Origin of the sequence: Aeromonas sp. 61P (genome assembly GCF_051919545.1) — a bacterium.
Classification (GTDB): Bacteria; Pseudomonadota; Gammaproteobacteria; order Enterobacterales; family Aeromonadaceae; genus Aeromonas; species Aeromonas veronii.
In genome coordinates this window covers 360,654-384,137 of sequence record NZ_JBQBEL010000001.1, presented here as the reverse complement: position 1 = coordinate 384,137, position 23,484 = coordinate 360,654, and the positions used below count along the sequence as shown (strand labels likewise).

The following is a 23,484-nucleotide window of genomic DNA, read 5'->3' as shown; positions in this document are numbered from 1 at the left end:
GGTGAATCGGCTTTATCGAGTTTAATTGCAAGTCAGGGTGCCCTAATTACATGAAAAAACACCGTCTCTGTCTGATCACCGTGGCCATGATGGCTGCAGGCTGTACCACGTATCAGCACCCCGAACCGACCCAGGCCAAGGATGCTCTCAAACAGGCCATGAACGAACAGCAGAAACAGGCTGCCCCTCTGACCGCCTTGCCCAAATCGGTGCAAAGTGAATTGCTGCAGTTGAACCGGCCGCAGATACCGGTCGGCATGCCGGAGAAGCGGCTGCGTATCGCGGCTCACGACGTGGAGGCGGTGGAGTTTTTCGGTTCCCTGTTCAAGGGCTCCCGCTACAGCGTGGCGGTGCACCCCGGGGTGGCCGGGCTGGTCTCCGTCGAGCTCAAGGATGTGACTCTGCCGGAAGTGCTGGCGGTGGTGGGCGACATGTACGGCTTCGACGTGCAGCGCAAGGGCAATGTCTTCCATATCTATCCGGCGGGTCTGCGCACCGAAACCATCCCGGTCAACTACCTGATGATGTCCCGTCGTGGCCTCTCCCGCACCTCGGTCAGCACCGGCGGGGTGACGGCCAATGACAGCAATAACAGCAGCGACAGCAGTTTTGACAATGCATCGAACAACAACAGCGGCAGCAACAGCTCAACCAGCAACAACTCGAGCGGTGACAACAACAACGGCACCCGTATCGAAACCGACACCAACAGCGACTACTGGACCGATCTGCGCGACTCCCTGCAGACCCTGATTGGCACGGGTGACGGTCGCGCCGTGATCACCAGCCCGCAGGCAGGTCTGGTCACCATTCGCGCCTACCCGAAAGAGCTCAAGGCGGTGCGTGAATTCCTGACCCAGTCCGAGAGTCACCTCAAGCGGCAGGTGGTGCTGGAGGCGCGGATCATCGAAGTTGCCCTCAACGAAGGGTATGAACAGGGGGTCGACTGGAGCGGTCTCTCCGCCAGTTGGGATGGCAACAAGGGGATTACCGGTGGCCAGTCGCTTGCCAATACTCAGCTGCCCAGCACCCCCAACCAGATCTTCAGTGCGCTGGGCGGCGGCGCCGGTTTCAAGATCTCTGATGGCAACTTCAATGTGGCGGTCAACCTGCTCAAGACCCAGGGCGATGTGAATACCCTCTCCAGTCCCCGTGTCACCGCGACCAACAACCAGAAGGCGGTGATCAAGGTGGGGACGGATGAGTATTACGTCACCAATGCGTCCACCACCATTACCACTACCTCGACGGGCACAGACAAGACGCCTAACGTGGAGCTGACCCCCTTCTTCTCCGGAATTGCGCTGGACGTAACGCCGCAGATCGATGAAGAGGGCAAGGTGCTGCTGCATATCCATCCCTCGGTTATCGATACCGAAGAGCAAAACAAGGTGATCGACATGGGTACCTCGGGTGGCAAGTTGCAACTGCCGCTCGCCAAGAGCTCGATCCGCGAATCCGATACCGTGGTGCAGGCCAATAACGGTGACATCATCGTTATCGGCGGCCTGATGAAGACCGACAAGCAGGAGATCGTCAGCAAGGTGCCGCTGCTGGGGGATATTCCCTGGGTGGGTGAAGCCTTTACCAACCGCCGCGAGAGCACCAAGAAGGTGGAGCTGGTGATCATGCTCAAACCGACCGTGGTGGAGAAAGATACCTGGCAAAACGAGCTGCAACGCTCCTCCGAGCTGCTCGACAAGTGGTATCCGGCCAAGGGCTGACCCATGACACCAGATGCGGTCACCCTTATCCCGAACGGCCTGTGCTGCCTTGCCAGCACAGGCTGCTTGCTTGTCGTGGCAGGTGAGGTCTCATGTACCTGACCCACTTCGGCCTGCAGGAGGCACCGTTCAGCCTCACTCCCAATACCGGCTTCTACTACGGCCTGCCGCCTCACGAAGAGGCGCTGCAGGTGCTTAACTGGGCGCTGGCGCAGGGGGAGGGCTTTATCAAGGTGACCGGCGAGGTGGGTACCGGCAAGACCCTGCTCTGCCGCAAGCTGCTCAGCGAGCTGGGCTCGGAAGCGCGTCCGGTGCGGCTTGCTTGGTTGCCCAATCCCCACCTCACTCCGGCCGAGCTGCGCATCGCGCTGGCGCTGGAGCTGGGGTTGGCGGTACGGGATCAGAGCGAGCTGGATCTGACCGATCGTATCCATCGTCACCTGATCAGCCTGCACCAGCAGGGCAGTCGGGTGGTTGTGCTGATCGACGAGGCGCAAGCGCTGCCGGACGAGACGCTGGAGGCGATCCGCCTGTTCGGCAATCTCGAGACCGAATCGAGCAAGCTGCTGCAGATCGTGCTGTTCGGCCAGCCGGAGCTGGATGCCAGACTGGCCAAGCCGCATCTGCGCCAACTGCGCCAGCGGATTGGCTTCTCCTACTGCCTGCGGCCGCTGCGTTTTGACGAGACTCGCGCCTATCTGGAGCACAGATTGCAGGTCTCCGGGTATCGCGGGGCTCCGCTGTTTGCAGGTCGAGCCATGCGCCTGTTGTGGCGCGCATCGCGAGGGATCCCGAGACTTATCAATATCCTGGCGCAGAAGTGCCTGATGCTGGCCTATGGTCAGGGTGTGCGCCAGATCGATAGCCGTCTGGTACGGCTCGCCATTCGCGATACCGACGACGCCCACCGCTTTGCGCCACGGCGCTGGTGGCCCCTGTTACTGTTGCTGGGGTGCGCCCTGGCTTATGGAGTCTGGCCATGAGTGTCATCAACCAGATGCTGAAAGATCTGGACCGGCGCCAGCAAGGATCCGAAGGTGCCGCCGTCTATATTGCCCCTGCGCGCCAGCAGGGATGGTGGATGTTGCTGCTGACCCTGATCTGCGGTCTGGCACTGGGGATCCTTGGTTGGCGAACCTGGATCTACTGGCAGCAGACCCATTCCGTGACGGCTGCCAGTGAAGTGGTCGCCTCTGATGCGGTGACTCCCGATGTGGTGACAAGGGTCGCCGCGCCAGTCAGCCCGCCCGAGCCGGTCGAGGTGGCGGCCGCGCTGCCGTTGCCAAGCCAGGATGAGGTGAATGATGAGGCAGGCGAGAGTGACTCGGATGGCATGGCCGACGGTGCGTCCTTTGATGCCTCCAGCGATGTTGACGAGACGGAGCCGACCGATGAAGAGCTGCAGCCCGAGCTTTACGCCGAACTGGCGGCAGAGCAGCAGGCAGTCGCCAGCGCACCGCGCAAACCGGGCATATTGAAGATCGAGACGGTCGAGCTGTCGGCCAAGGAGCTGGCGGCACTGGCGGAGCGCAAGGCGACCACCGCCATGGCCAAGGGAAGCCTGCGGGATGCGCAGGACAACTACTATCAGGTGCTGGCCCACGACCCCTACAACCAGGGGGCGCGCGAGCAGCTGGCGGGGCTGCTCTACGGCGAGGGCCGCCTGACCGAGGCGCGTCAGCTGCTGGAAGAGGGGATCCGGCTCGATCCCCAACAGGCCGATTTTCGTCTGCTACTGGCCCGCCTTGCCATCAGCGAGGGGCAGCAGCAGCAAGCGCTTGGCTGGCTGTCCGGCTATCAGCCGGATCTCGCCAGCAACATGGACTACTACGCCACCTGGGCAGGACTGACTCAGGAGCTGGGCCAGAATGCCGATGCGGCGGCGCTCTATGTGAAGCTGCTGCGTCAGCAGCCGGATCAGGGCCGCTGGTGGCTTGGCCTCGGCGTGGCCGAGGATGGTCAGGGCCACAGCCAGCGGGCGCTCGATGCCTATCGCAACGCCTTGCTGCACGGCAACCTCGGCGAGGCGTCGACCAACTGGCTGGAACAACGAATTGGTCAACTAACCCCTTGATAAACAGCATGTTCGATTAGCTAAGCCTAATCGGATGCGGCAACGGGTGTGAAGTAACAGAGATCGGAGCAAACATGGTACAACCCAGACTGAAAATGCGCCTCGGCGACCTGCTGGTACAAGAGCAGATCATCTCTGATGATCAGCTGCAGCTTGCCCTGCAGCAGCAGCGTCAGACCGGCCGCAAGCTGGGCACCACTCTCATCGACCTCGGCTTTATCAGCGAGGTGCAGCTGTTGCAGTTCCTCGCCCGCCAGCTGGATGTGCCCTTCTTCGATCTCAACAACCTCACCATCGACGCCGCCGCGGTGCCGCTGCTGCCCGAAGTGCAGGCGCGCCGTTATCGGGCACTGGCGGTCAACCTCACCGACGACAAGGTGACGGTGGCCATGTCGGATCCGGCGGATCTGAGCGCGCTGGATGCCATCGCCGCCCTGCTCAGCCCGCGCATCATGGTGCTGGCAGTGGCGCGGGAAGGGCAGTTGCTGGAGTATTTCGACCGCCTCTATCGCCGTACCCGCGAGATTGAGAGTTTCGCCGAACAGCTGCAGGAGGAATATCAGGACTCCGGCTTCGAGCTGGGCTCCAGCAATCTGGGGGCCAACGACGAGGGAGAGGCGACGGTGGCCAAGCTGCTGCGCTCCCTGTTCGAGGATGCGGTGCAGGTAGGTGCGTCGGATATCCACATCGAACCGGACGAGAAGGTGCTGCGCATTCGCCAGCGGATCGACGGCATCCTCCACGAGAACATCCTCAACGAGGTGCGCATCGCCCAGGCGTTGGTGCTGCGTCTCAAGCTGGTGGCGGGGCTCGATATTTCCGAGAAGCGCTTGCCGCAGGATGGTCGCTTCAACATGAAGGTGCGCGGCCGCGATGTGGATGTGCGGATGTCCACCATGCCGGTGCAATATGGCGAGTCGGTGGTGATGCGTCTGCTGGATCAATCCTCTGGCATCTTGTCGCTGACCGAGACCGGCATGCCGCCTGAGATCCTGACCCGTTTCCGTCGCCAGCTCAAACGCCCGCACGGGATGATTCTGGTGACCGGCCCGACCGGTAGCGGCAAGACCACCACCCTCTATGGCGCTCTCTCCGAGCTCAACCAGTCCAGCAACAAGATCATCACGGTAGAAGACCCGGTGGAGTATCGTCTCTCCCGCGTCAATCAGGTGCAGGTCAACCCCAAGATCGGCCTCACCTTCTCCAATGTGCTGCGCTCCACCTTGCGTCAGGATCCGGACATCCTGCTGGTGGGCGAGATGCGGGACAACGAGACGGTAGAGATCGGTCTGCGTGGCGCCATCACAGGTCACCTGGTGCTGACCACACTGCACACCAACGATGCGGTGACCAGTGCTTTGCGCCTTATCGACATGGGGGCGCCCGGCTATCTGGTGGCGAGTGCCCTGCGGGCGGTGGTCGCCCAGCGGCTGGTGCGGCGGGTATGTGAGCACTGCGTCGAGGAGAAGGCGCCCGACGAAGGGCAGGCCACCTGGCTCACCGTGCTCTCCGGCGAGGCGCCTGGCCAGCATACCTATCACAAGGGCCGGGGTTGCCAGAGCTGCAACTTTACCGGTTATTCCGGCCGGATCGGGGTCTACGAGCTACTGGAGCTGGATCAGCCGATGATGGATGCCCTGCGCCGCAATGATGCGGAAGGGTTCGCCAAGGCGGCCCGTCAACATGAACACTATCGGCCGCTGGCCCTGACGGCCCTCGATTATGCCCGTCAGGGGATCACCTCGGTGGATGAGGTGCTGCGACTGGCCGAGGATTTGGGGTAAGCGATGGCTAACTTTGCCTACAAGGGGCGTGACAGCCAGGGCAACGCCACCAGTGGCGTGGTCGAAGCGGCCAACGAGATGGCGGCCGCCGAACAGCTGATGCGCCGTGGCGTGATGCCCACCGAGCTCAAACCGGGCAAGGCCAAATCCGCTGCCATCGACTGGTCACTGTTGCTGGAAGGGGGCGTCAAGCTGGATGAGCTGGTGATCTTCAGCCGCCAGATGTATGCCCTGACCCGGGCCGGGATCCCGATCCTGCGCGCCATCGCCGGGCTGGAGGAGAGCACTCACAGCAAGCCGCTCAAGCGGGCGCTTCATTCGCTTGGGGAAGATCTCGGCAACGGTCGCCCGCTTTCGAGCTCGATGCAGGCGCACCCCAAGGTATTCAGCAGCCTGTTTGTTGCCATCATCCATGTGGGTGAGAACACAGGTCAGCTGGAAGAGGCCTTTTTGCAGCTCGCCAACTATTTCGAGCTGGAGCTGGAGACTCGCAAGCGGATCAAGACCGCCATGCGCTACCCCAGCTTCGTGATGATCGCCATCGGTATCGCCATGGTGATCCTCAATATCATGGTGATCCCGGTGTTTGCCGGCATGTTCGCCAAATTCGGGGTGGAGTTGCCGCTGGCGACCCGCATTCTGCTCGCGACTTCCCACTTTTTCGTCCACTACTGGTGGCTGCTGCTCGCCATTCTGGCGGGGATGGTGTTCGGCTGGCGCCGCTGGGTCGCCACCACCAAGGGCAAGCTGACCTGGCACCGCTGGCAGCTCAAGTTGCCGATCGTCGGCACCATCATAGAGCGCTCCCTGCTGGCCCGTTTTGCCCGCAGTTTTTCCATGATGCTCAAGGCAGGGGTGCCGCTAAACACGGCGCTGACCCTGGTGGCCGATGCGGTGGATAACGCCTATATGGCGGGGCGGGTGCGGGATATGCGCGCCGGTATCGAGCGGGGCGAGAGCCTGCTGCGCACCGCCAGCAGCAGCGGCCTGTTCACCCCGCTGGTGATGCAGATGATCGCCGTGGGGGAGGAGACCGGTCAGGTCGATGACCTGCTACACGAAGCGGCCGAGTATTACGAGCGGGAGGTGGATTATGACCTCAAGAGTCTCACCGCTCGGATCGAGCCGATCCTGATCGGGATCGTGGCGGTGATGGTACTGATCCTGGCTCTGGGTATCTTCACCCCCATGTGGGACATGATGCGCGCAGTTCGCGGCAAGTAATCTTGCTGGAACTGGATATCTTCACACCTGAGTGGTGGGACATGATGCGAGCCGTATGAGGCAAGTGATCGGTGGAGTCGAGGGCTGGATGAGCAGACAGACGCAGCAGGATGATCGCTGGCTGACCGGATATCGGCGGATCGCCGTGATCATCCTGCTGATGGTGATCGTGGCGACCCTGGTGCGGAGCTATCAGGGCCACCGGGAAGAGGCGCAGCAGCTCACTCTCACCTTGCTGGGGGAGCAATTTGCCGAGCGGGCACAGCGTTTGCACGGCATTTGGCTCGATGAGCGGCGCCCGCAGACACTGCATGTCGCTGGCAAGGGGTGGCAGTTTGATGCCCGAGGGTGGCCCCTGGGGCTGGTGCCGCTGCAATCACCTTCGGAAAATTGCCGCCAGTTGTGGTTGGCACTGATGGGTGAGACGAAGGGGGGCATGCCTCCCCTGCAGGTTCTGGCCCGCCCCGATGGCAGTGGTTGCGAGATGGGGTGGGATGGTTATTGGCTGGTTTATCAGTTTTCTGACGGGCGGGTGATGAAAAAGCCTTGAATGAAACTAATCATATGACCCAACTACATGATTTTTTTGGGTCTGCATGAAATAATGTAGGGCATTACGGAGGGAGCATGACAATGAAACCAATGGCACCAACAATGCCGGAAAACGGGATGAGGAGACGGTCTGCCGGCTTCTCCCTCATTGAGCTGGTGATCGTTATCGTGATCCTGGGGATCCTGGCGGTGACTGCACTGCCGCGCTTTCTCGATGTGACAGATGAAGCGAAAAAGGCCAGCGTCGAGGGAGTCTCCGGCGGTTTTGCTACCGGCGTTTCGCTGGTGCGTGCTCAATGGGAGGCGGAAGGTCGCGCCAAACAGGACAGCCTCAATACCGTGCTCTATGACGGCAGCCGCTTCTATCTGACCACTCCGACCGATACCCAGATCAGCAATGGCGAGCTGTCGCCCGGCTATCCCATGGATACCGTTGCAAGCAGTAATCCCGATGTGGATCCCGCTAATCTGACCGCCGAACGTTGTCTCAATATTTGGGAAGGGTTACTGCAAAACCCGCCCAAGGCTACGGCCAGCTTCAATGAAGTGCGCGGTAGCGGCAATGACCTGAAATACTATGCCACAGTGAGCAGTAATGGACTGGATTCGGTCTGCCGTTACTATTTGGTCAATAGTTTGAGTAAGGGCAGTGATGGCAAGTATCAGGATCCGCAAGGCAAGACTGATGCATTTATGAGTTTCAGTTACCGTCCGGCGTCCGGTCAGGTGACCACAAATATTAATTAACAGAGGAAAGTGAAATGAAAAAACAGTCGGGTTTTACCCTGATCGAACTGGTTATCGTGATCATCATTCTGGGTATTCTGGCGGTCACCGCTGCACCCAAGTTCCTGAATCTGCAGGATGATGCTCGTAAAGCAGCTGCTGATGGAGTTAAAGCATCGCTGCAGAGTGCTTCACAAATGGTTTATAGCAAAGCCGCTATTCAAGGAATTGAGTCAACTTCAGGGGCTGTCTCAATTGCAGGTACCACTGTTAACACTATTTATGGTTATCCAACCACTACTGATGTTGACAAGACTGTTACTCTGGACGGTTGGGCTGTTGTGTCAGGTACTCCTGGTACTTTCAAGCCTAATGATCAAGCCAATGGCAAGTGCTCGGTCACTTACACTCAACCTGGTGCTGCTGGAAGTGCACCAAGCATTGCTGTAGCCACTGATTGCGGTAAATAAAACATTTTGGGGAGGGGAAACCCTCCCATTTTTAGTCGGAGTATCAGTGTCCAAAATACGAGGCTTTACCCTTATCGAGCTCGTAATGGTGATCCTGTTACTCGGGATTCTAGCCGCCTTTGCCGTGCCCAAATGGCTGGGCAAAGGCGGCTTTGAAACTCAAACCGTACGTGACGAACTGCTGACCCGGCTGCGGCTGGTACAGACCGTCAATATGCACGAACCGGCCAATCGTTGTACCTCACTACTTGTTGAATCTGGCCAATTTGGCCACAGCACAGAATCCCCATGTGATAATCCTGCGGCCATATCGAGCTGGAATGCTAATCAGCACACCCGTGGTCGGTTGGTGACCGCCTCTGACGGAATCACTCTTTCCCTGAACAGCAACAAAAGTTTCGTACTCCGCTTCGATCAGATGGGCCGCCCGCTTGGTAGCTGCGCCGGTGGCTGCGAGCTGCAAGTCACCGATGGTCGTGAAACCAGCCGTATCAAGATTGAATCCGAGGGGTTTATTCATGAGATCCCTTAAGCGTGGTTTCACCCTGATTGAGCTGATCGTCGGCATAGTGCTGCTGGCGGTGGCCTTGACCGGCATATTGGGGTTACTCATCAATCAGGCGCCGCAGGCGGTGGATCCGGTGCAGCAGGTGCGTGCCGCCCAGTTGGCCCAGCGCCTCTCCGGCGAGATCCTGCAAAAGTCGTTTGATGAACATTCGGATCATAACGGTGGTCGTTATCGTTGTGGCGAGCAGGTGGCAGGGGTGACCATCTCTTCCTGCTCCACCAGTTATGGCCCGGATGGCGAGCCCGCATCCTATGCCTATAACGATGTGGATGATTTCGATACCGCAGGTAATTGGGTGGATGCCAACACGCTGACCCAACCTGAGGTGGGAGTCAGCAGCGAGGAGTATCGCAACTATCAGGTGAAAATTGCGGTGAGTGGAGCCGATTTCAGCGACGGCACCTTCAAGAGTTGTGCCGCGCCCTGCTCGGTGGGCAAGCGCATTGATCTGCAGATCAAGCTACCGGATCAGAGCGTGCTCGACTTCTCTTTTTATCGGGGTAATTACTGATGGATCGCTCCGCTGTCGGGTGTTGCTTGCCTGTCCGAATGTCCGCGCCTGTAACCACTTCCGGCGTTCGATTACGCCTGGCGGCCAATCGAACCGACCGTAAACCTCAGGGTAATCGTGGCTTTACCCTGGTCGAGCTGGTGATGGTTATCCTGCTGCTCGGGATAATGGCGACGTTTACCAGCCAGTTTATCGGTATCGGTACCCAGATTTATGGCGATGCCAGCAGCCGCGAGCAGCTGATGAGCGATGCCCGCTTCGCCATGGAGCGGCTTAACCGCGAACTGCGCGATGCGGTGCCGGGATCGGAGCGGATCGAGACGACTGGCGGGACATGGGTCGACACCGGCGCCTGTTTGCGGTTCTGGCCCATCAGCACCTCGAGCCGCTATCTGGCACTTAACCGCGCCATGTCGGGGAGCACGGCCACCCTTGAGCTGGTGATGGCGACCCCGGCTTCTGCTGCCAATCCGCTGGATGTGGATGCCACTGCCGTCAAAAAAGATGATCAGCTGATCGTCTTCCCCGTGCCGGACAAAAAAGTCGGTTCGCTCACGGCAGGCTGCGATTATGGCCGCTGCGTAGCCAGGGTTACCGATGTGCTGACGCCCGTATCCGGAGCGCAAACCATCCGCTATACCAGCACCGAGAGTCTGACTGGCCTCTCTCCAGGCAGCCGGGTCTACTTTGCCAACCAGCAGGTTCGCTACTGTGTGGAAGGAAACACGCTGACCCGTGCCACTGCCTCCATTGGAGCATCCTTACCTGCACAGGGCGTGTTGATGGCGGATTCCCTTCGTATTGGCACCTTCTATCGGGAAACCTCGGCGTTTAACGCCGAAGGGGAGTTTGGTATGCGCTTTGTGTTCGAACGCAAGGGGGAGTCGGTCACCTTCAACCACAAGATAGAGGTGTTCAATGTGCCCTGATCCACAGGCTTTCGGACGGATGCGAGGCAGTGCCTTGATGATCGCCCTGTTTGTGATTGTGGTGATGGCGCTGCTGGCGGCTGCAATGGGCCGTTTTCTGGTCGATAGCGGTGAGAAAAATACCGTGGAGGTGCGCAGCGTGCGGGCTCTGCTGGTCGCCCAGAGCGGGTTGGAAGTGGCGCTCTATCGGTTGTTCCCCAAGCGCACGCTTGCCCAACCGAACCCACCTGCAGTCTGCCTGGCAAGCAGCCCATTCAGCTTTGCCAGCAATCCAGGGCTGACCAACTGTCAGGCTGTGGTTCGTTGCGCCACGGTGCCGGTGACCTACAACGGATCTGTGACCAATGGCTATCGTCTCGAGAGTGTCGGAACCTGTGGCAGTTCCGACCTTAACAGTGCCAACCCTGATTTTGCCGTGAGCCGAACCCTGATGGTCGAAGCTTATGATGGAGGAACTCCCTGATGCGCAATTTATGGATCGTCGCAGCCGTGTGGCTATTTAGTGGCGCAGCAGGGGCGTTTCAGCAGATTGATAGTGAAACCTTTTTTCCCGCGGTGGCGCAAGGGCATCGAGGTGATGGTGGAGGTACCTGCTCAACCGGTAGTGGGGGGCGTCTGGAACAATATGGCACTGCTCGTATCAATGGTACACAAGGGGCTGATTTAAATTTTTGTTCTTCAAACTCCCCATTACCAGAAAGAGGTTGCGATACAGTTGATAGTGGAGATCGGCGTTGTACCATCGCGGGCTCCCGGGAGCTTGCATTACCCATCACCGGTGAAAACGTATTTTTAACCAGTTCTAACGCAGGCGGTAACGTAACCTGTAACTCTTCACTGCTCATTGGTTCAAATGTGCAAAGTCAGTTTCGAGACCTCACACTTAATAATGGCTGCAGGCTCACTTTTTCAGATAGCCAGAGTGAATACCGACTACGGACATTAACAATCAATAATGGTGGCAAGGCCATTCTTCCGGCTGGTGATTATTATATAAATTCGTTGAATCTATTTAGTGGTAGCCTCATTGAGGCTCTTGGACAGGTAAGAATATTTGTCAATAACTCTACATCACTAGAAAATGCCAGCTTGTTACGTGCAAACGGTGGTTCTATTCTATTATTTGGCTATAACAGTATAACTATGAATAGCAGCAGTCGTGTTGATGGCTATGTTTACAGCAATCAAACGCTAACAATGGAAGGTAGTTCTGTTATCAATGGTCGAGTCAGTGCTCGCAATTTATTGATGTATAACAATGCAGTGATAAATATAAGTGCTGATACCCCATTGTCACAATGTTTCAGTGACGATTTTTCGAGACCAAGTCTGGGCGATAACTGGGTTGTATCTCAGAGAAATAATAGTGAGTTGCCATCTATTCAGAGCGGTCGCTTGCGGATGACCCGAAATATTGGCAATCAGGCCACCTCTGCTACCTATCAGCGTTTATTCCCGGCTGCAAACAACTTGGTTGAAGTAACCTTTCGTTATTATGCATGGTCACCCACTTGGTTTAATACCGGGGGGGATGGATTAGCGGTGATTCTTTCTGATGCGACAGTAACCCCGCAGCCTGGTAGTTTTGGTGGCGCGCTCGGTTATGCTCAACGTGATAATGGAACGCCCGGTTTTGCCGGTGGTTGGCTTGGCGTCGGTCTTGACGAATATGGAAACTTTTCCAACGGTAATGAAGGAAAAGTTGGTGGCCCGGGATTCCGTGCTCAAGCAATTGCGATTCGGGGGGGCGTCGGTTCAAGTTATCGCTATTTGGCAGGCACGGCGGCCAATCTTAATCCCAAGATTGATGTGAGTGGCACCAGTTCCGCCCAGCCCGGCCATCTCTATCGGTTAAGGATTGATTCACGTGTGGCTGGCCGCTCCATGGTCTCGCTGGATAGAAACACTGGCTCCGGATTTAGTACCCTGGTTGCGCCATTCGATGCGATGGCGACCGCTGGGCAGGAGCAGGTTCCTGCAGATTTTTTGCTGTCGCTTACAGGGTCAACTGGAGGCGCCAACAATAACCATGAGCTGGATGATATCCAGATCTGCGCCCTGCGCTCCAACCCGATCGGGGTGCAGATTGATCATTTCCAACTTGATCACTCCGGTCAGCCACTGACCTGCAATCCCGAGACGGTGACGGTCAAGGCGTGCGCCGATGCAGCATGTTCCACGCTTATCACAGACCCGGTTACTGCAACCCTGAGTCTTACCCCAACTTCTGCCAGCAATGGTTGGATTGGCGGCAATACGGTGACCTTTAGCAGCGGTTCGACCACGGTGCAGTTGCGCAACAATACGCCGACCGCGGTGACCATAGGCGTTTCCGGCTCGACTCCGACGACCAAGCCATTCAGTACCACCTTGTGCAAGGCCGGGGCCGGTACGCCCAGTGCGGCAGCCTGTACCCTGAACTTTGCCGATAGCGGTTTCTTCTTTGATGTGCCTGATACTTATTCCAACCAGCCTCAGGATGTGACTATCAGTGCGGTCAAAAAAGACGACATTACCAAGCAATGTGTGCCCGGATTTACCGGCGTGAGGTCTGTCGGCTTTTGGGGAACGTACAACAATCCAAATACCAATAACTTTGGTAGCAAGATCTCGATAGATGGCAATGCCATCGCTACCTATGCCGCCAGTGTTCCTTCACCAACGCCAACCACCCTTAACCTGGCTTTTGATAATCAGGGTAAAGCGACCTTGAAAAAAGTGACCTACCCGGATGCGGGTCAGATGCAGCTTTCAGCCAGTCATAATGGCAGTGGTGAGACGGCGGGTCTGGTGATGAAGGGGGCCGACACGTTTGTGGCACGTCCGGTCGGCCTGTGCATTACGCCCCCGCAAGGGGGCTGCGCGGCTGGTGACAGCAGTTGTCCGGTCTTCAAAAAAGCGGGGGAGGCGTTCCAGGTAGATATCAAGGCGATGGCCTGGGAATCCGCCAATGATGGGGATATCTGCGTCGGGAATCAGACTACGCCCAACTTTTCCCTGCCCAATATTGCTCTGGGCAGTACGCTGGTGGCACCCAATCCGGGCACCAATGCAACGCTGGGTACTACCGCCTATAGCCATGTGGCTGCGGCCAACAGTGCCAATAACGTTAGCCAGACCGTGAGCGAGGTGGGAGTGTTCCGGATGACGGCGACGCCACCGGCGGCAAAGTCGCCAGAAGGAAGCACTATATCTACGGGCTATTTCGGCTATACCATCCCTCCCGCCAGCAGCATGCCGGTGGGCCGCTTCGTACCCTGGGATTACAGTTTGAGTAATGGTTTTATCACGCCTGCCTGCAATGCCTTTACATATATGAGCCAGCCCTTTGCCAGCGGTTTTGTCCTCACTGCACGCAATCTGCAGAAAGGGACGACAGAGAACTATCAGGGGGCGTTCGCTAAAGGGGTTGCTGAGATGGTGGCTGCCAATGCTCTGGATGGGGTTGCGCGAGACAAGCGTATTACACTATCTCCCTCGCTCAGCTGGGCAAGTGGTATTGCGAGCGTTAATCAGCAGTCACCTTTGGGGCTGAATACCCGCTTTGATCGTGCAGCGAGTCCAGAAGCACCTTTCGCCACGTTGAGCTTTGGTCTCAAAGTCGATGATCAGGATGGCGGCAATACACTGTTGGCTAATCCAAATATGAATACTGCTGTCGCTGGGACATGTTCCGGATCGGGGTGTAATGCGGTGCTGCTGGGTACTCAAAAGCTGTTGTACGGCCGCCTGCAGGTTGGTACGGCGGCGGGCCTGGCCTCGGCGCCGCTGGCCATTCCACTGCAGATGCAATATTACGAAGCGGGCAACTGGCTGCAAAACAAGGAAGATAACAAGGAAGATAAATGTACCCAGCTCTCTTTGGCCAATCAGGGGTTCATTTTCCTCAATCCGAGTCACACCTTTGATGCGGCGACTCGCGAGCTGAATCTGGGGGCGGGTCGCAAGATAAAGTTGGGGTTGGGTAGTTCTGCACCGGGTGGGGATGCTGCACTGGCGAAAGACGGGGAGATCTTGTTCCACTTTGCCAAGCCGGACATCTCGGTGCGCATTCCCTACAAGGTCGATTTGGCAAAACAGCCATCATCGCCACTCTGGTTGTCTGACCCAACGAGTGCCAATGACGGCAACCTGCAAGGTGAGGCCATTTTCGGCTCCAGCCGGGGTAATGACAGAATTATTTATCGGCGCGAAGTATTGCAGTAATTGATGTGTAAGGGGGGTTGGCTCAACAGCATCCCCCTAAATCCTTGTTTATTAGTGTTTGCAAGCGTGTGCGAGTGAGTGATGACTCGCATTTTTGTCGCGCCTGATTGATTGGCGACAGTTTGAGCGCTTGCCCATTGGGGTGGGCATTGGTAAAGTTAGCCGGTTTTCTGCACCTCCAAATTCTTAGGATTTCCCGTAGCCATGTTCAAAAAGCTCAGAGGCGTCTTTTCCAACGATCTGTCGATCGATTTGGGAACTGCCAACACCCTGATCTATGTAAAAGATCAAGGGATCGTCCTTAACGAACCCTCAGTTGTCGCCATTCGCCAAGAGCGCGGGAACGCCAAATCGGTCGCTGCTGTCGGTCATGCCGCCAAGCAGATGCTGGGCCGTACCCCGGGCAACATCTCCGCAATCCGCCCGATGAAAGACGGCGTGATCGCCGATTTCTACGTGACCGAGAAGATGCTGCAGCACTTCATCAAGCAGGTTCACGACAACAACTATTTCCGCCCCAGCCCGCGCGTGCTGGTGTGTGTACCGTGCGGCTCCACCCAGGTTGAGCGTCGCGCCATCAAGGAGTCCGCACTGGGCGCCGGTGCCCGCGAGGTCTACCTGATCGACGAGCCTATGGCTGCTGCCATCGGTGCCGGCCTGCCGGTATCCGAAGCGACCGGTTCTATGGTTGTTGATATCGGTGGTGGTACCACTGAAGTGGCCATCATCTCTCTGAACGGTGTGGTCTACTCCCAGTCCGTCCGTATCGGTGGCGACAAGTTTGACGAAGCGATCATCAGCTACGTCCGTCGCAACTACGGCAGCCTGATCGGTGAAGCGACTGCCGAGCGCATCAAGCACGAGATCGGCTCCGCCTATCCGGGCGAAGAGGTGCGCGAGATTGAAGTTCGTGGTCGCAACCTAGCTGAAGGTGTACCGCGCAGCTTCACTCTCAACTCCAACGAAATCCTGGAAGCGCTGCAAGAGCCGCTGTCCGGTATCGTGGCTGCCGTCATGGTGGCGCTGGAGCAGTCTCCGCCGGAACTGGCTTCCGACATCTCCGAGCGCGGCATGGTGCTGACCGGTGGTGGCGCACTGCTGAAAGATATCGACCGTCTGCTGATGGAAGAGACCGGCATTCCTGTCGTCGTGGCTGAAGATCCCCTCACCTGTGTGGCCCGTGGCGGCGGCAAGGCGCTGGAGCTGATCGATATGCACGGTGGCGATCTGTTCCACTACGAATAAGACCCAAAGCCGGCCAGCGTGCCGGCTCTTTTTTGACGACCCATGAAACCCATTTTTGGTAGAGGCCCTTCGCTTCAGTTACGGTTGTTTCTCGCCGTCATCATCTCCATCGCTGCCATCGTCGCGGATTCCCGCTTCGGTGTTTTTACCCATGTCCGCGTCTACCTCAGTTCGTTAGTCAGTCCCCTGCAGTACATGGCCAATGCGCCCGGTACCCTGCTCGACACCATGTCGACCCAGGTGCAGACCCGCGCCGATCTCATCGAGCAGACCAAGCAGCAGGAGCAACAGCTGTTCACCCTGCGTGCCCGTCTGCTCAAAATGGATCAGCTGGAGCACGAGAACCAGCGGCTGCGTGAGCTGCTCGGTTCGCCGGTGCACAAGGAGTCCCGCAAGATGGTGGCCGAGCTGCTGTCGGTGGATTCCGACCCCTTCAGCCATCAGGTGCTGATCAACAAGGGGGCCCTGGATGGCGTCTACAACGGTCAGGCGGTGATCAACGATCAGGGTGTGATTGGTCAGGTGCTTCACGTGGGTTCCACCACCAGTCGCGTGCTGCTGATCACCGACTCCAGCCACGGTATTCCGGTGCGGGTGCTGCGCAACGACTTGCGCGCCATTGCCTCCGGCAGTGGCGAGCTCGACAAGCTTGAGCTGCGCAACCTGCCGCGCAACACCGATATTCAGGTGGGTGACCTGCTGGTCACCTCGGGTCTGGGTGGCCGTTTCCCGGAAGGCTATCCGGTGGCGACCGTGACCCGCTCCGAGTATGTGGAGGGCAAGCCCTTCGCCCAGGTCGAGGCCAAGCCGCTGGTGGAGCTGGACAGGCTGCGCTATCTGCTGCTGCTGTGGACCGACAAGAAGCCTGAAGTACATGATGAGGATGGCGAACGGGCGGCTCCCGCTGCGTCCGCCGCAGGAGCCACCCGCTGATGCTAGAACCCGCCAGCGGCAGGATCTGGATCTGGATCTCGATCCTGCTGGCCTTGAGCCTGTCGATCCTGCCGCTTCCTTTCGAATTTGACCCCTTCCGTCCGGACTGGCTGGCCATGGTGCTCATCTACTGGGCACTGGCTTTGCCGCATCGGACCAACGTCGGCACCGCCTGGGTGGCGGGCCTGCTGCTGGATGTGCTGCTTGGCAGCACCCTCGGCGTGCGGGCGATGGCGATGGCCATCACTACCTATCTGGCGGCCTTCCAGTTCCAGAAGATCCGCAACTTCTCCCTCTGGCAGCAGGCACTGATCATCGGTGGCCTCTCGCTGGTGGGTAAAATGACGGTATTCTGGGCCGAGCATCTGTTCAGCCAGGCCAGTCTCAACTTCTCCTACTTTTGGTCGACGTTGACGACGATGCTAATATGGCCCTGGGTGTTTCTGGTGCTGCGCAAGGTGCGGCGCCGCTTCAATATCAGGTAAATATGAACAAAAACAACGAACCACAACTCTATCTCGCCTCGGCTTCTCCCCGTCGCCGTGAACTGCTGACCCAGATTGGCTACCGCTTCGAGGTGCTGAAACTGGATGTGCCCGAGCAGCGGGAAGAGGGTGAAAAGGCGCAGGATTACGTCTGCCGTCTCGCCCGTGACAAGGCGATGGCGGGCGTGGCGTGTGCGCCGACGGCGTTGCCGGTGCTGGGTGCCGACACCATAGTGGTGCTGGGCGACCGGGTACTGGAGAAACCGTCCGATCTGCTTGATGCCAAAGATATGCTGGAGTCCCTCTCCGGCAAGGTGCATCAGGTGATGACGGCGGTGGCGCTGGCCAGCAAGGATCGTTGTGACGTGCGTCTGGTCACCACCAACGTGGCGTTTCGCAAGCTGGACGAGGCCGAGATCGAGGCCTACTGGCAGACCGGTGAGCCCTGTGACAAGGCCGGGGCTTATGGCATTCAGGGTATTGCGGGCAAGTTTGTCAGCCGTATCGAAGGGAGCTATAGCGCCGTGGTCGGCCTGCCCCTGCTGGAGACAGACCTGCTGATCAAGCATCATCTGGAACAGCTCAAATAATTTCCCGTCAGCTGTGCTCTGCTGCGTTTCTCCCTTGCGCGCGTTGTACCGGATTGGCTCTATAGAATTCAAAACTGGAACAGGCAAGGTTACTTATGTCGGTAGAACTGCTGGTTAACGTTACCCCCTCCGAAACCCGGGTCGCTCTGGTCGAAAACGGTCTGCTGCAGGAAGTGCATGTAGAACGTCAGGCCAAGCGCGGCATTGTCGGCAATATCTACAAAGGCAAGATCAGTCGGGTGCTGCCCGGTATGCAGGCGGCCTTCGTCGATATCGGCATGGACAAGGCAGCTTTTTTGCACGCCTCTGATATCGTCCCTCACACCGAGTGTGTGGCGGTGAAGGAGAAGGAGCAGTTCCAGGTCGGTAACATCGCCGAGCTGGTGCGGCAGGGGCAGGACATCATGGTGCAGGTGGTGAAAGATCCACTGGGTACCAAGGGTGCCCGTCTCACAACCGATATCACCCTGCCATCCCGCTATCTGGTCTTTATGCCGGGCAGCGCCCACGTCGGTGTCTCCCAACGTATCGAGTCCGAAGCAGAGCGGGAGCGCCTCAAGCGTACCGTAGCTGGCTATGTGGACGAGCTGGGTGGCTACATCATCCGCACCGCCGCCGAAGGGGTGGGGGAGCAGGAGCTGGAGCAGGATGCCGCCTTCCTGAAACGCCTGTGGCGCAAGATCCTCGAGCGCAAGCAGAAGTATCCACCCTGCAAGATCCTCTACGAGGATCCCAGCCTGGCATTTCGGGTAGTGCGTGACTTTGTCGGTGCCGAGCTCGACAAGATCCGCGTTGACTCGCGCCAGAGCTTCGATCAGCTCAAGCGCTTCACCGAGGAGTACGTGCCGGAGCTGGCCAGCAAGCTGGAGTACTACCCCGGCGAGTCGCCCATCTTCGATCTTTACGACGTGGAGAACGAGATCCAGCGGGCGCTGGAGCGCAAGGTGGAGCTGAAATCCGGCGGCTACCTCATCATCGACCAGACTGAAGCCATGACCACGGTGGATATCAACACCGGCGCCTTTGTCGGCCATCGCAATCTGGAAGAGACCATCTTCAACACCAACGTCGAGGCGACGGCGGCCATTGCCCGTCATCTGCGCCTGCGCAATCTCGGCGGCATCATCATCATCGACTTCATCGACATGCAGTCGGAGGATCACCGCCGCCGGGTGCTGCACAGTCTGGAGCAGGCGCTGTCAAAGGATCGTGCCAAGACCAACGTCAACGGCTTCTCCCAGCTCGGTCTGGTGGAGATGACCCGCAAACGCACCCGTGAGAGTCTGGAGCATGTGCTCTGCTCCGAGTGCCCCGAGTGCAAGGGGCGCGGCCGGGTCAAGACGGTGGAGTCGGTCTGCTTCGAGATCCTGCGGGAGATCATCCGGGTCAATCGCGCCTACGATGCGGATCAGTTCACCGTCTACGCGGCCCCGGCCGTGGCCGACTACCTCCATGGCGAGGAGTCCCACAGTCTGGCTGAGCTGGAAGTGTTCATCGGCAAGCAGGTGCGGGTAGTGAGCGAACCCCTCTGCGGTCAGGAGCAGTTCGACGTGGTGATGATGTAATTGGTCTATCGCTGGCTGAGTCGGGGCTGGTTGGCCCTGGGGGTCCTGTTCGTACTGATGGCCATGCTGGTCACCCTGGTACGGGTCGGGGGCCCTTTGCTGAATCAATACCGGGAGAGTCTGATCCACACTCTGCTGGGGGATTCACAACTCAAGGTCAGCGTGGAGCAAGTGGGGCTGGACTGGACACAGTCCGGGCCCGCGCTCGAACTGCAGCAACTCGCCATCGCCCCGGATTCGGGGCGTTTTACCGTACAGCTCGGCAAAGCCTGGGTGCACCTCGACTTCTGGCGCACCATTAACGAGCTCAAGCCGGTGTTTGGCGAGCTGATCCTGAGCGATGGCGATATCACCATCGACTTGCGCCAACCGGCTGACGAGAGCCCCTCCGGCGATCCCCAGCAGGGCGCCCTGCTGCGCTTTCTGCTGACCCAGCTCTCCACCTTCGATGTGCACAACACCCGCCTCAGCGTCACCACCTCCCTCGGTGATCTGCGCGCCCTCGACATCGCCCAACTGCGCTGGCAGAACCGTGGCAAGCGCCATCAGGGGGTCGGCAAGGCTTACCTCATCAACGGGGTGGGCGAGAGCACCATCGATCTGATTCTGGATGTGGACGCCCCGACTGCCCGGCTCGATCGCCTCAAGGGGCAACTCTATCTGGGGGCCCGCCAGCTCGATATCACCCCGACCCTGGCCAAGATCCATGCGGGCGAACCCAAGGTTGCCGGTCAGCTCGACTTCCAGCTCTGGAGCGAGTTTGACAGCGGCAAGCTGGGCAATACCCTGCTGGCGTTTGGCAACAACTACCTGATCTGGAAGGATCCCAAGAAAGGGGAGATGCACCGTTTCGGTCTCGATGGCGGCAAGATCCAGCTGCGCCGTGAGGGCACCGACTGGCAACTGGCGAGCCATAACGTCACCTTCAAGCTGGATGGCAAACCCTGGTTGCAGAGCCGCTTGCAGCTGGAGCGGATCGGGGATCGGGTGCAGGGCTATCTGCCCAGCATAGAGTTCGACAAGATCACCCAGATCAGTCAGCTGGTCTCGGCGCTCTACCCCACACTCTGCGAGACCCTGCGCCAGACCAATCCGCAGGGTTCGGTGCAGGATCTGACGCTGCTGGCCAACGCCGACTGGCAGGATCTCTCCCTCAGCGGCCGCTTCAGCAAGGTGCGCCTCAAGGCGTGGCAGGATATACCCGGGATGCAGGATCTCAACGGCGAGTTCTGGCTTACCCCGACCGGCGGTAGCGCCAGATTGGCGCTGGCGAACGACAAGGTGGATCCCGCCCGTCACTTCAAGATGCCGATCCCGGTCGACAACTTCTCGGCCCGCCTCGACTGGTGGCGCGAGGAACAGGGCTGGGTGCTCTACGGGCAGGATATCGCGCTGGATAACCCGGATCTGACCCTGGCCAGCCGTTTCCGCCTTGATCTGTTCGAGCACCCTTTCCTGGCCCTGACCGGCCGCATCGATGTGAAGAATGCGGGCCATGCGGATCGCTACTTCCCGCTGCAGGCGATGGACAAGGGGCTGGTGGATTACCTGAGCGGCGCCATCAAGGGGGGCAAGGCCAAGGGGGCCGACCTGCTCTGGTATGGCGAGTTCAGGGACTTTCCCTACGACAACGGCAAGGGCATCTTCCAGGTGGCGGTGCCGCTGGAGCAGGCCACCTACGAGTTCTTCCCCGGTTGGCAACCGCTCACCGACCTGCAGATCGACCTGTTGTTCCAGAATGCCGGTCTCGATATGCGCAGCCACTCCACCAAACTCGGCAAGGCGAGCTCCGACTCGGTGCATGCCTGGATCCCGGATCTCTCCCCCGGCGCCCATCTCTATGTGGATGCCAAGGTGCAGGGGGAGGGCAAGGCCATCAGCGACTACCTGCAGGACTCCCCGCTGGGCAGTTCGGTAGGTCAGGCGCTGCGAGAGATCGAGATCCGCGGCCCGATGGCCGGTTCGGTCAAGCTCGATATTCCTCTCGATGGCGAGAGCGAGGTCAAGGCGAGCGGCGATGCCACCTTCAGCAACAACAAGGTGCGGTCGCCAGTCTGGATCTGCCGCTGGAGAAGGTGCAGGGGCGGCTCGAATATGACAACGAACAGACCCGTTTCAGCAACCTCAAGGCGAGCCTGTGGAACCAGCCGCTGACCCTCGATTATCAGGGGCGCCAGCATCCGGATCACTATCAGGTCGACCTCGATTTCAAGGGGCAGTGGGATAGCCGCCGCCAGCCCACCGCCATCTCCTCATACGGTATCCTCAACGGCCGCAGCAACTGGGGCGGCAAGCTTGGGTTGATCCTGCCCGACAGCAAGCCGTTCAGCTTCCAGCTGGCGCTTGACTCCAACCTGCAGGGGATGGCGCTGGATCTGCCGCTGCCGCTGGCCAAGAGCAGCGCCAGCCGGCTGCCGCTCAAGGTGATCGCCCGTGGCCGGGATGGCAGCGCCGACATTCGTGCCGTACTGGGGGCTGATGTGGATATGCAGACCCGACTGGTCTACGGCGAAGGGGTACCTTATCTCAGCCGGGTGCGGGTCGATGTGGGTCAGCCGGGCGCCCGGGTAATGCGCGATGCCCCCATGCTGCTCGCCATCAACCAGCAGGAGGCCGATGTGGGCGGCTGGCTGGCCAGACTCAAGCAGTGGCTGCCAGCGCAGAACCAGACCGGCAATGCGGTGGTCGGCCCGGCCTTCCTGCCGCAGGAGTGGTGGGTGGATGGACAGCTGGCTCGCGCCTATATCGGCAGTGCCACCCTCAAGGCGGCGCGTTTCACCGTGGGGCCGACCAATCAGGCTACCGAAGTGATGATCGACAGCCCCGATGTGATGGGGGTGATCCGCCTGCCTGCAGTAGCCAATCGTCCGGTGGATGCCAAGTTTGCCCGCATCTACTGGTCCGGCAAGAGTTCGGATCTCAGCCCGGATCCCGATACGAAGCAGGATAATGCCATCATGGCCTCCATCCCCTGGCTGACATTCAGCTGTGTCGATTGCCGCTTTGGCGCATTGCCGCTCGGCGAAGTGAAAGGGGAGCTGGTGCCCGGTGCCAACAAGGTGACCCTCAAGGGGCTGGATGTGCGGCTGGCGGGGAGTCAGCTCACCGGCAGCGTCGACTGGCTGGCCGATGGCAACCGGATGGAGACCCGCGCTCGTGGCAAGCTGACCAGCAACAACAGCGAACTGCTGCTCAAGCGGCTCGGCTACACCTCGCCCATCGGCGATGCCCCCGGCTCCCTCGCTTTTGATCTGAACTGGCAGGATGTGCCCTATCGCCCGAGCCTGCCGACTCTGGGGGGAAGTGCCAACTATCAGCTGGAGGGCGGCACCCTGCGAGAGGTCAACGACAAGGGGGCACGGCTGCTCTCCCTGCTCAGTCTCGACTCCCTGCTGCGCAAACTGCGACTCGATTTTCGCGATGTGTTCGACAAGGGCTTCTACTTCGAATCCATGTCTGCCTCTGCCACCATCAAGCAGGGGCAGGTCAGCAACGATGATTTCTATATGAAGGGGGCGGCAGGCAACCTTCGCGGCGAGGGGATCGCCGATCTGGTGCGCTGGCGGCTCGACTACGAGCTGAGCTTCTCTCCCAATCTGGGGGGCACCCTGCCGGTGGTGGCGGCCTTCTCCATCACGCCGGTCACGGGTCTCTATGTGCTGGCCCTCTCCAAACTGCTGGAGCCGGTGGTGGATGTGGTGACCCGCATCGATTTTCGCATCTCGGGCCCGCTCGACGCACCCAAGCTGATCGAGGCGGGGCGAGATCGCGCGCGCATCAAGCTCAACCAGCAGCAGAAAGAGGCGGTTGACGCCGTTGCCCCCGGCCTGCCGACCCAAGAAGTGACCCCTTTCCTGCTGAGCCCCAAACACGCAGGGCCCGCTCAGCGCTGAACGAG

The 23,484-nt window shown here is 59.2% G+C and carries 18 protein-coding genes and 1 pseudogene; all 19 read left to right on the top strand.

Going from position 1 to position 23,484, the window contains the following annotated elements:
- The first annotated feature begins 50 nt into the window (after nucleotides 1-50).
- A complete protein-coding gene (gene mshL, locus ACTG2O_RS01865; protein WP_216954783.1) occupies nucleotides 51-1,724 on the top strand; it encodes a pilus (MSHA type) biogenesis protein MshL in 1,674 nt (557 codons plus the stop codon).
- Nucleotides 1,725-1,816: 92 nt separating this feature from the next.
- Nucleotides 1,817-2,707 carry an MSHA fimbrial biogenesis protein MshM gene (mshM, locus tag ACTG2O_RS01860; protein ID WP_439975277.1) on the top strand — a complete coding sequence of 297 codons (891 nt, stop codon included), beginning with the start codon at nucleotides 1,817-1,819 and terminating at the stop codon, nucleotides 2,705-2,707.
- Complete coding sequence (locus ACTG2O_RS01855) at nucleotides 2,704-3,798, top strand: tetratricopeptide repeat protein (RefSeq protein WP_439975276.1); 1,095 nt, start codon at nucleotides 2,704-2,706, stop codon at nucleotides 3,796-3,798. Before mshM ends, ACTG2O_RS01855 begins: the two co-directional genes overlap by 4 nt.
- A 74-nt stretch (nucleotides 3,799-3,872) precedes the next feature.
- Nucleotides 3,873-5,582, top strand: a complete 1,710-nt coding sequence (mshE, locus tag ACTG2O_RS01850; RefSeq protein WP_439975275.1) for an MSHA fimbrial ATPase MshE — start codon at nucleotides 3,873-3,875, stop codon at nucleotides 5,580-5,582.
- Between the two features lie 3 nt (nucleotides 5,583-5,585).
- The gene (locus ACTG2O_RS01845; RefSeq protein WP_019446485.1) at nucleotides 5,586-6,806 is read left to right on the top strand and encodes a type II secretion system F family protein; all 1,221 of its coding nucleotides are present in this window, start codon (nucleotides 5,586-5,588) and stop codon (nucleotides 6,804-6,806) included.
- Nucleotides 6,807-6,894: 88 nt separating this feature from the next.
- Nucleotides 6,895-7,356 (top strand): hypothetical protein, encoded by a 462-nt coding sequence (locus ACTG2O_RS01840; RefSeq protein WP_005340030.1) that lies wholly within the window; start codon nucleotides 6,895-6,897, stop codon nucleotides 7,354-7,356.
- A gap of 77 nt (nucleotides 7,357-7,433) precedes the next feature.
- Entirely contained in the window at nucleotides 7,434-8,105 is a 672-nt protein-coding gene (locus tag ACTG2O_RS01835) for a type II secretion system protein (RefSeq protein ID WP_439975274.1), read from the top strand.
- 14 nt (nucleotides 8,106-8,119) lie between these two features.
- A complete protein-coding gene (locus ACTG2O_RS01830) occupies nucleotides 8,120-8,554 on the top strand; it encodes a prepilin-type N-terminal cleavage/methylation domain-containing protein (RefSeq protein ID WP_019446488.1) in 435 nt (144 codons plus the stop codon).
- A 46-nt stretch (nucleotides 8,555-8,600) separates the two neighbouring features.
- Nucleotides 8,601-9,086: a pilus assembly FimT family protein gene (locus tag ACTG2O_RS01825; protein ID WP_019446489.1), complete on the top strand. Its 486-nt coding sequence runs from the start codon at nucleotides 8,601-8,603 to the stop codon at nucleotides 9,084-9,086.
- Nucleotides 9,073-9,633, top strand: a complete 561-nt coding sequence (locus ACTG2O_RS01820) for a type IV pilus modification PilV family protein (protein ID WP_439975273.1) — start codon at nucleotides 9,073-9,075, stop codon at nucleotides 9,631-9,633. The genes ACTG2O_RS01825 and ACTG2O_RS01820 overlap by 14 nt, the downstream gene beginning before the upstream one ends.
- 38 nt (nucleotides 9,634-9,671) lie before the next feature.
- A complete protein-coding gene (locus ACTG2O_RS01815; protein ID WP_019446491.1) occupies nucleotides 9,672-10,562 on the top strand; it encodes a type II secretion system protein in 891 nt (296 codons plus the stop codon).
- A gap of 37 nt (nucleotides 10,563-10,599) precedes the next feature.
- A complete protein-coding gene (locus ACTG2O_RS01810) occupies nucleotides 10,600-11,025 on the top strand; it encodes an MSHA biogenesis protein MshP (protein ID WP_156808828.1) in 426 nt (141 codons plus the stop codon).
- Entirely contained in the window at nucleotides 11,025-14,768 is a 3,744-nt protein-coding gene (locus ACTG2O_RS01805; RefSeq protein WP_026035084.1) for a DUF6701 domain-containing protein, read from the top strand. The genes ACTG2O_RS01810 and ACTG2O_RS01805 overlap by 1 nt, the downstream gene beginning before the upstream one ends.
- A gap of 204 nt (nucleotides 14,769-14,972) precedes the next feature.
- A complete protein-coding gene (locus ACTG2O_RS01800; protein ID WP_005340051.1) occupies nucleotides 14,973-16,013 on the top strand; it encodes a rod shape-determining protein in 1,041 nt (346 codons plus the stop codon).
- A 42-nt stretch (nucleotides 16,014-16,055) separates the two neighbouring features.
- A complete protein-coding gene (gene mreC / locus ACTG2O_RS01795) occupies nucleotides 16,056-16,946 on the top strand; it encodes a rod shape-determining protein MreC (RefSeq protein WP_005340053.1) in 891 nt (296 codons plus the stop codon).
- Nucleotides 16,946-17,431 carry a rod shape-determining protein MreD gene (mreD, locus tag ACTG2O_RS01790; RefSeq protein ID WP_005340054.1) on the top strand — a complete coding sequence of 162 codons (486 nt, stop codon included), beginning with the start codon at nucleotides 16,946-16,948 and terminating at the stop codon, nucleotides 17,429-17,431. The genes mreC and mreD overlap by 1 nt, the downstream gene beginning before the upstream one ends.
- Before the next feature lie 2 nt (nucleotides 17,432-17,433).
- Entirely contained in the window at nucleotides 17,434-18,021 is a 588-nt protein-coding gene (locus tag ACTG2O_RS01785) for a Maf family protein (RefSeq protein ID WP_005340055.1), read from the top strand.
- 95 nt (nucleotides 18,022-18,116) lie between these two features.
- Complete coding sequence (rng, locus tag ACTG2O_RS01780) at nucleotides 18,117-19,586, top strand: ribonuclease G (RefSeq protein ID WP_005340056.1); 1,470 nt, start codon at nucleotides 18,117-18,119, stop codon at nucleotides 19,584-19,586.
- Nucleotides 19,587-23,479 (top strand): annotated as a pseudogene (locus ACTG2O_RS01775) (YhdP family protein).
- The last annotated feature ends 5 nt before the right edge of the window (nucleotides 23,480-23,484 follow it).

Bases quoted from the DNA above. Each gene is read 5' to 3' on its own strand.
- ACTG2O_RS01800 (WP_005340051.1), top strand. From the start codon at position 14,973: ATGTTCAAAAAGCTCAGAGGCGTCTTTTCCAACGATCTGTCGATCGAT.
- mshL (WP_216954783.1), top strand. From the start codon at position 51: ATGAAAAAACACCGTCTCTGTCTGATCACCGTGGCCATGATGGCTGCA.
- ACTG2O_RS01855 (WP_439975276.1), top strand. From the start codon at position 2,704: ATGAGTGTCATCAACCAGATGCTGAAAGATCTGGACCGGCGCCAGCAA.
- ACTG2O_RS01835 (WP_439975274.1), top strand. From the start codon at position 7,434: ATGACAATGAAACCAATGGCACCAACAATGCCGGAAAACGGGATGAGG.
- mreC (WP_005340053.1), top strand. From the start codon at position 16,056: ATGAAACCCATTTTTGGTAGAGGCCCTTCGCTTCAGTTACGGTTGTTT.
- ACTG2O_RS01820 (WP_439975273.1), top strand. From the start codon at position 9,073: ATGAGATCCCTTAAGCGTGGTTTCACCCTGATTGAGCTGATCGTCGGC.
- rng (WP_005340056.1), top strand. From the start codon at position 18,117: ATGTCGGTAGAACTGCTGGTTAACGTTACCCCCTCCGAAACCCGGGTC.
- ACTG2O_RS01845 (WP_019446485.1), top strand. From the start codon at position 5,586: ATGGCTAACTTTGCCTACAAGGGGCGTGACAGCCAGGGCAACGCCACC.
- mshE (WP_439975275.1), top strand. From the start codon at position 3,873: ATGGTACAACCCAGACTGAAAATGCGCCTCGGCGACCTGCTGGTACAA.
- ACTG2O_RS01805 (WP_026035084.1), top strand. From the start codon at position 11,025: ATGCGCAATTTATGGATCGTCGCAGCCGTGTGGCTATTTAGTGGCGCA.
- ACTG2O_RS01830 (WP_019446488.1), top strand. From the start codon at position 8,120: ATGAAAAAACAGTCGGGTTTTACCCTGATCGAACTGGTTATCGTGATC.
- mreD (WP_005340054.1), top strand. From the start codon at position 16,946: ATGCTAGAACCCGCCAGCGGCAGGATCTGGATCTGGATCTCGATCCTG.
- ACTG2O_RS01815 (WP_019446491.1), top strand. From the start codon at position 9,672: ATGTCCGCGCCTGTAACCACTTCCGGCGTTCGATTACGCCTGGCGGCC.
- mshM (WP_439975277.1), top strand. From the start codon at position 1,817: ATGTACCTGACCCACTTCGGCCTGCAGGAGGCACCGTTCAGCCTCACT.
- ACTG2O_RS01785 (WP_005340055.1), top strand. From the start codon at position 17,434: ATGAACAAAAACAACGAACCACAACTCTATCTCGCCTCGGCTTCTCCC.
- ACTG2O_RS01840 (WP_005340030.1), top strand. From the start codon at position 6,895: ATGAGCAGACAGACGCAGCAGGATGATCGCTGGCTGACCGGATATCGG.
- ACTG2O_RS01810 (WP_156808828.1), top strand. From the start codon at position 10,600: ATGATCGCCCTGTTTGTGATTGTGGTGATGGCGCTGCTGGCGGCTGCA.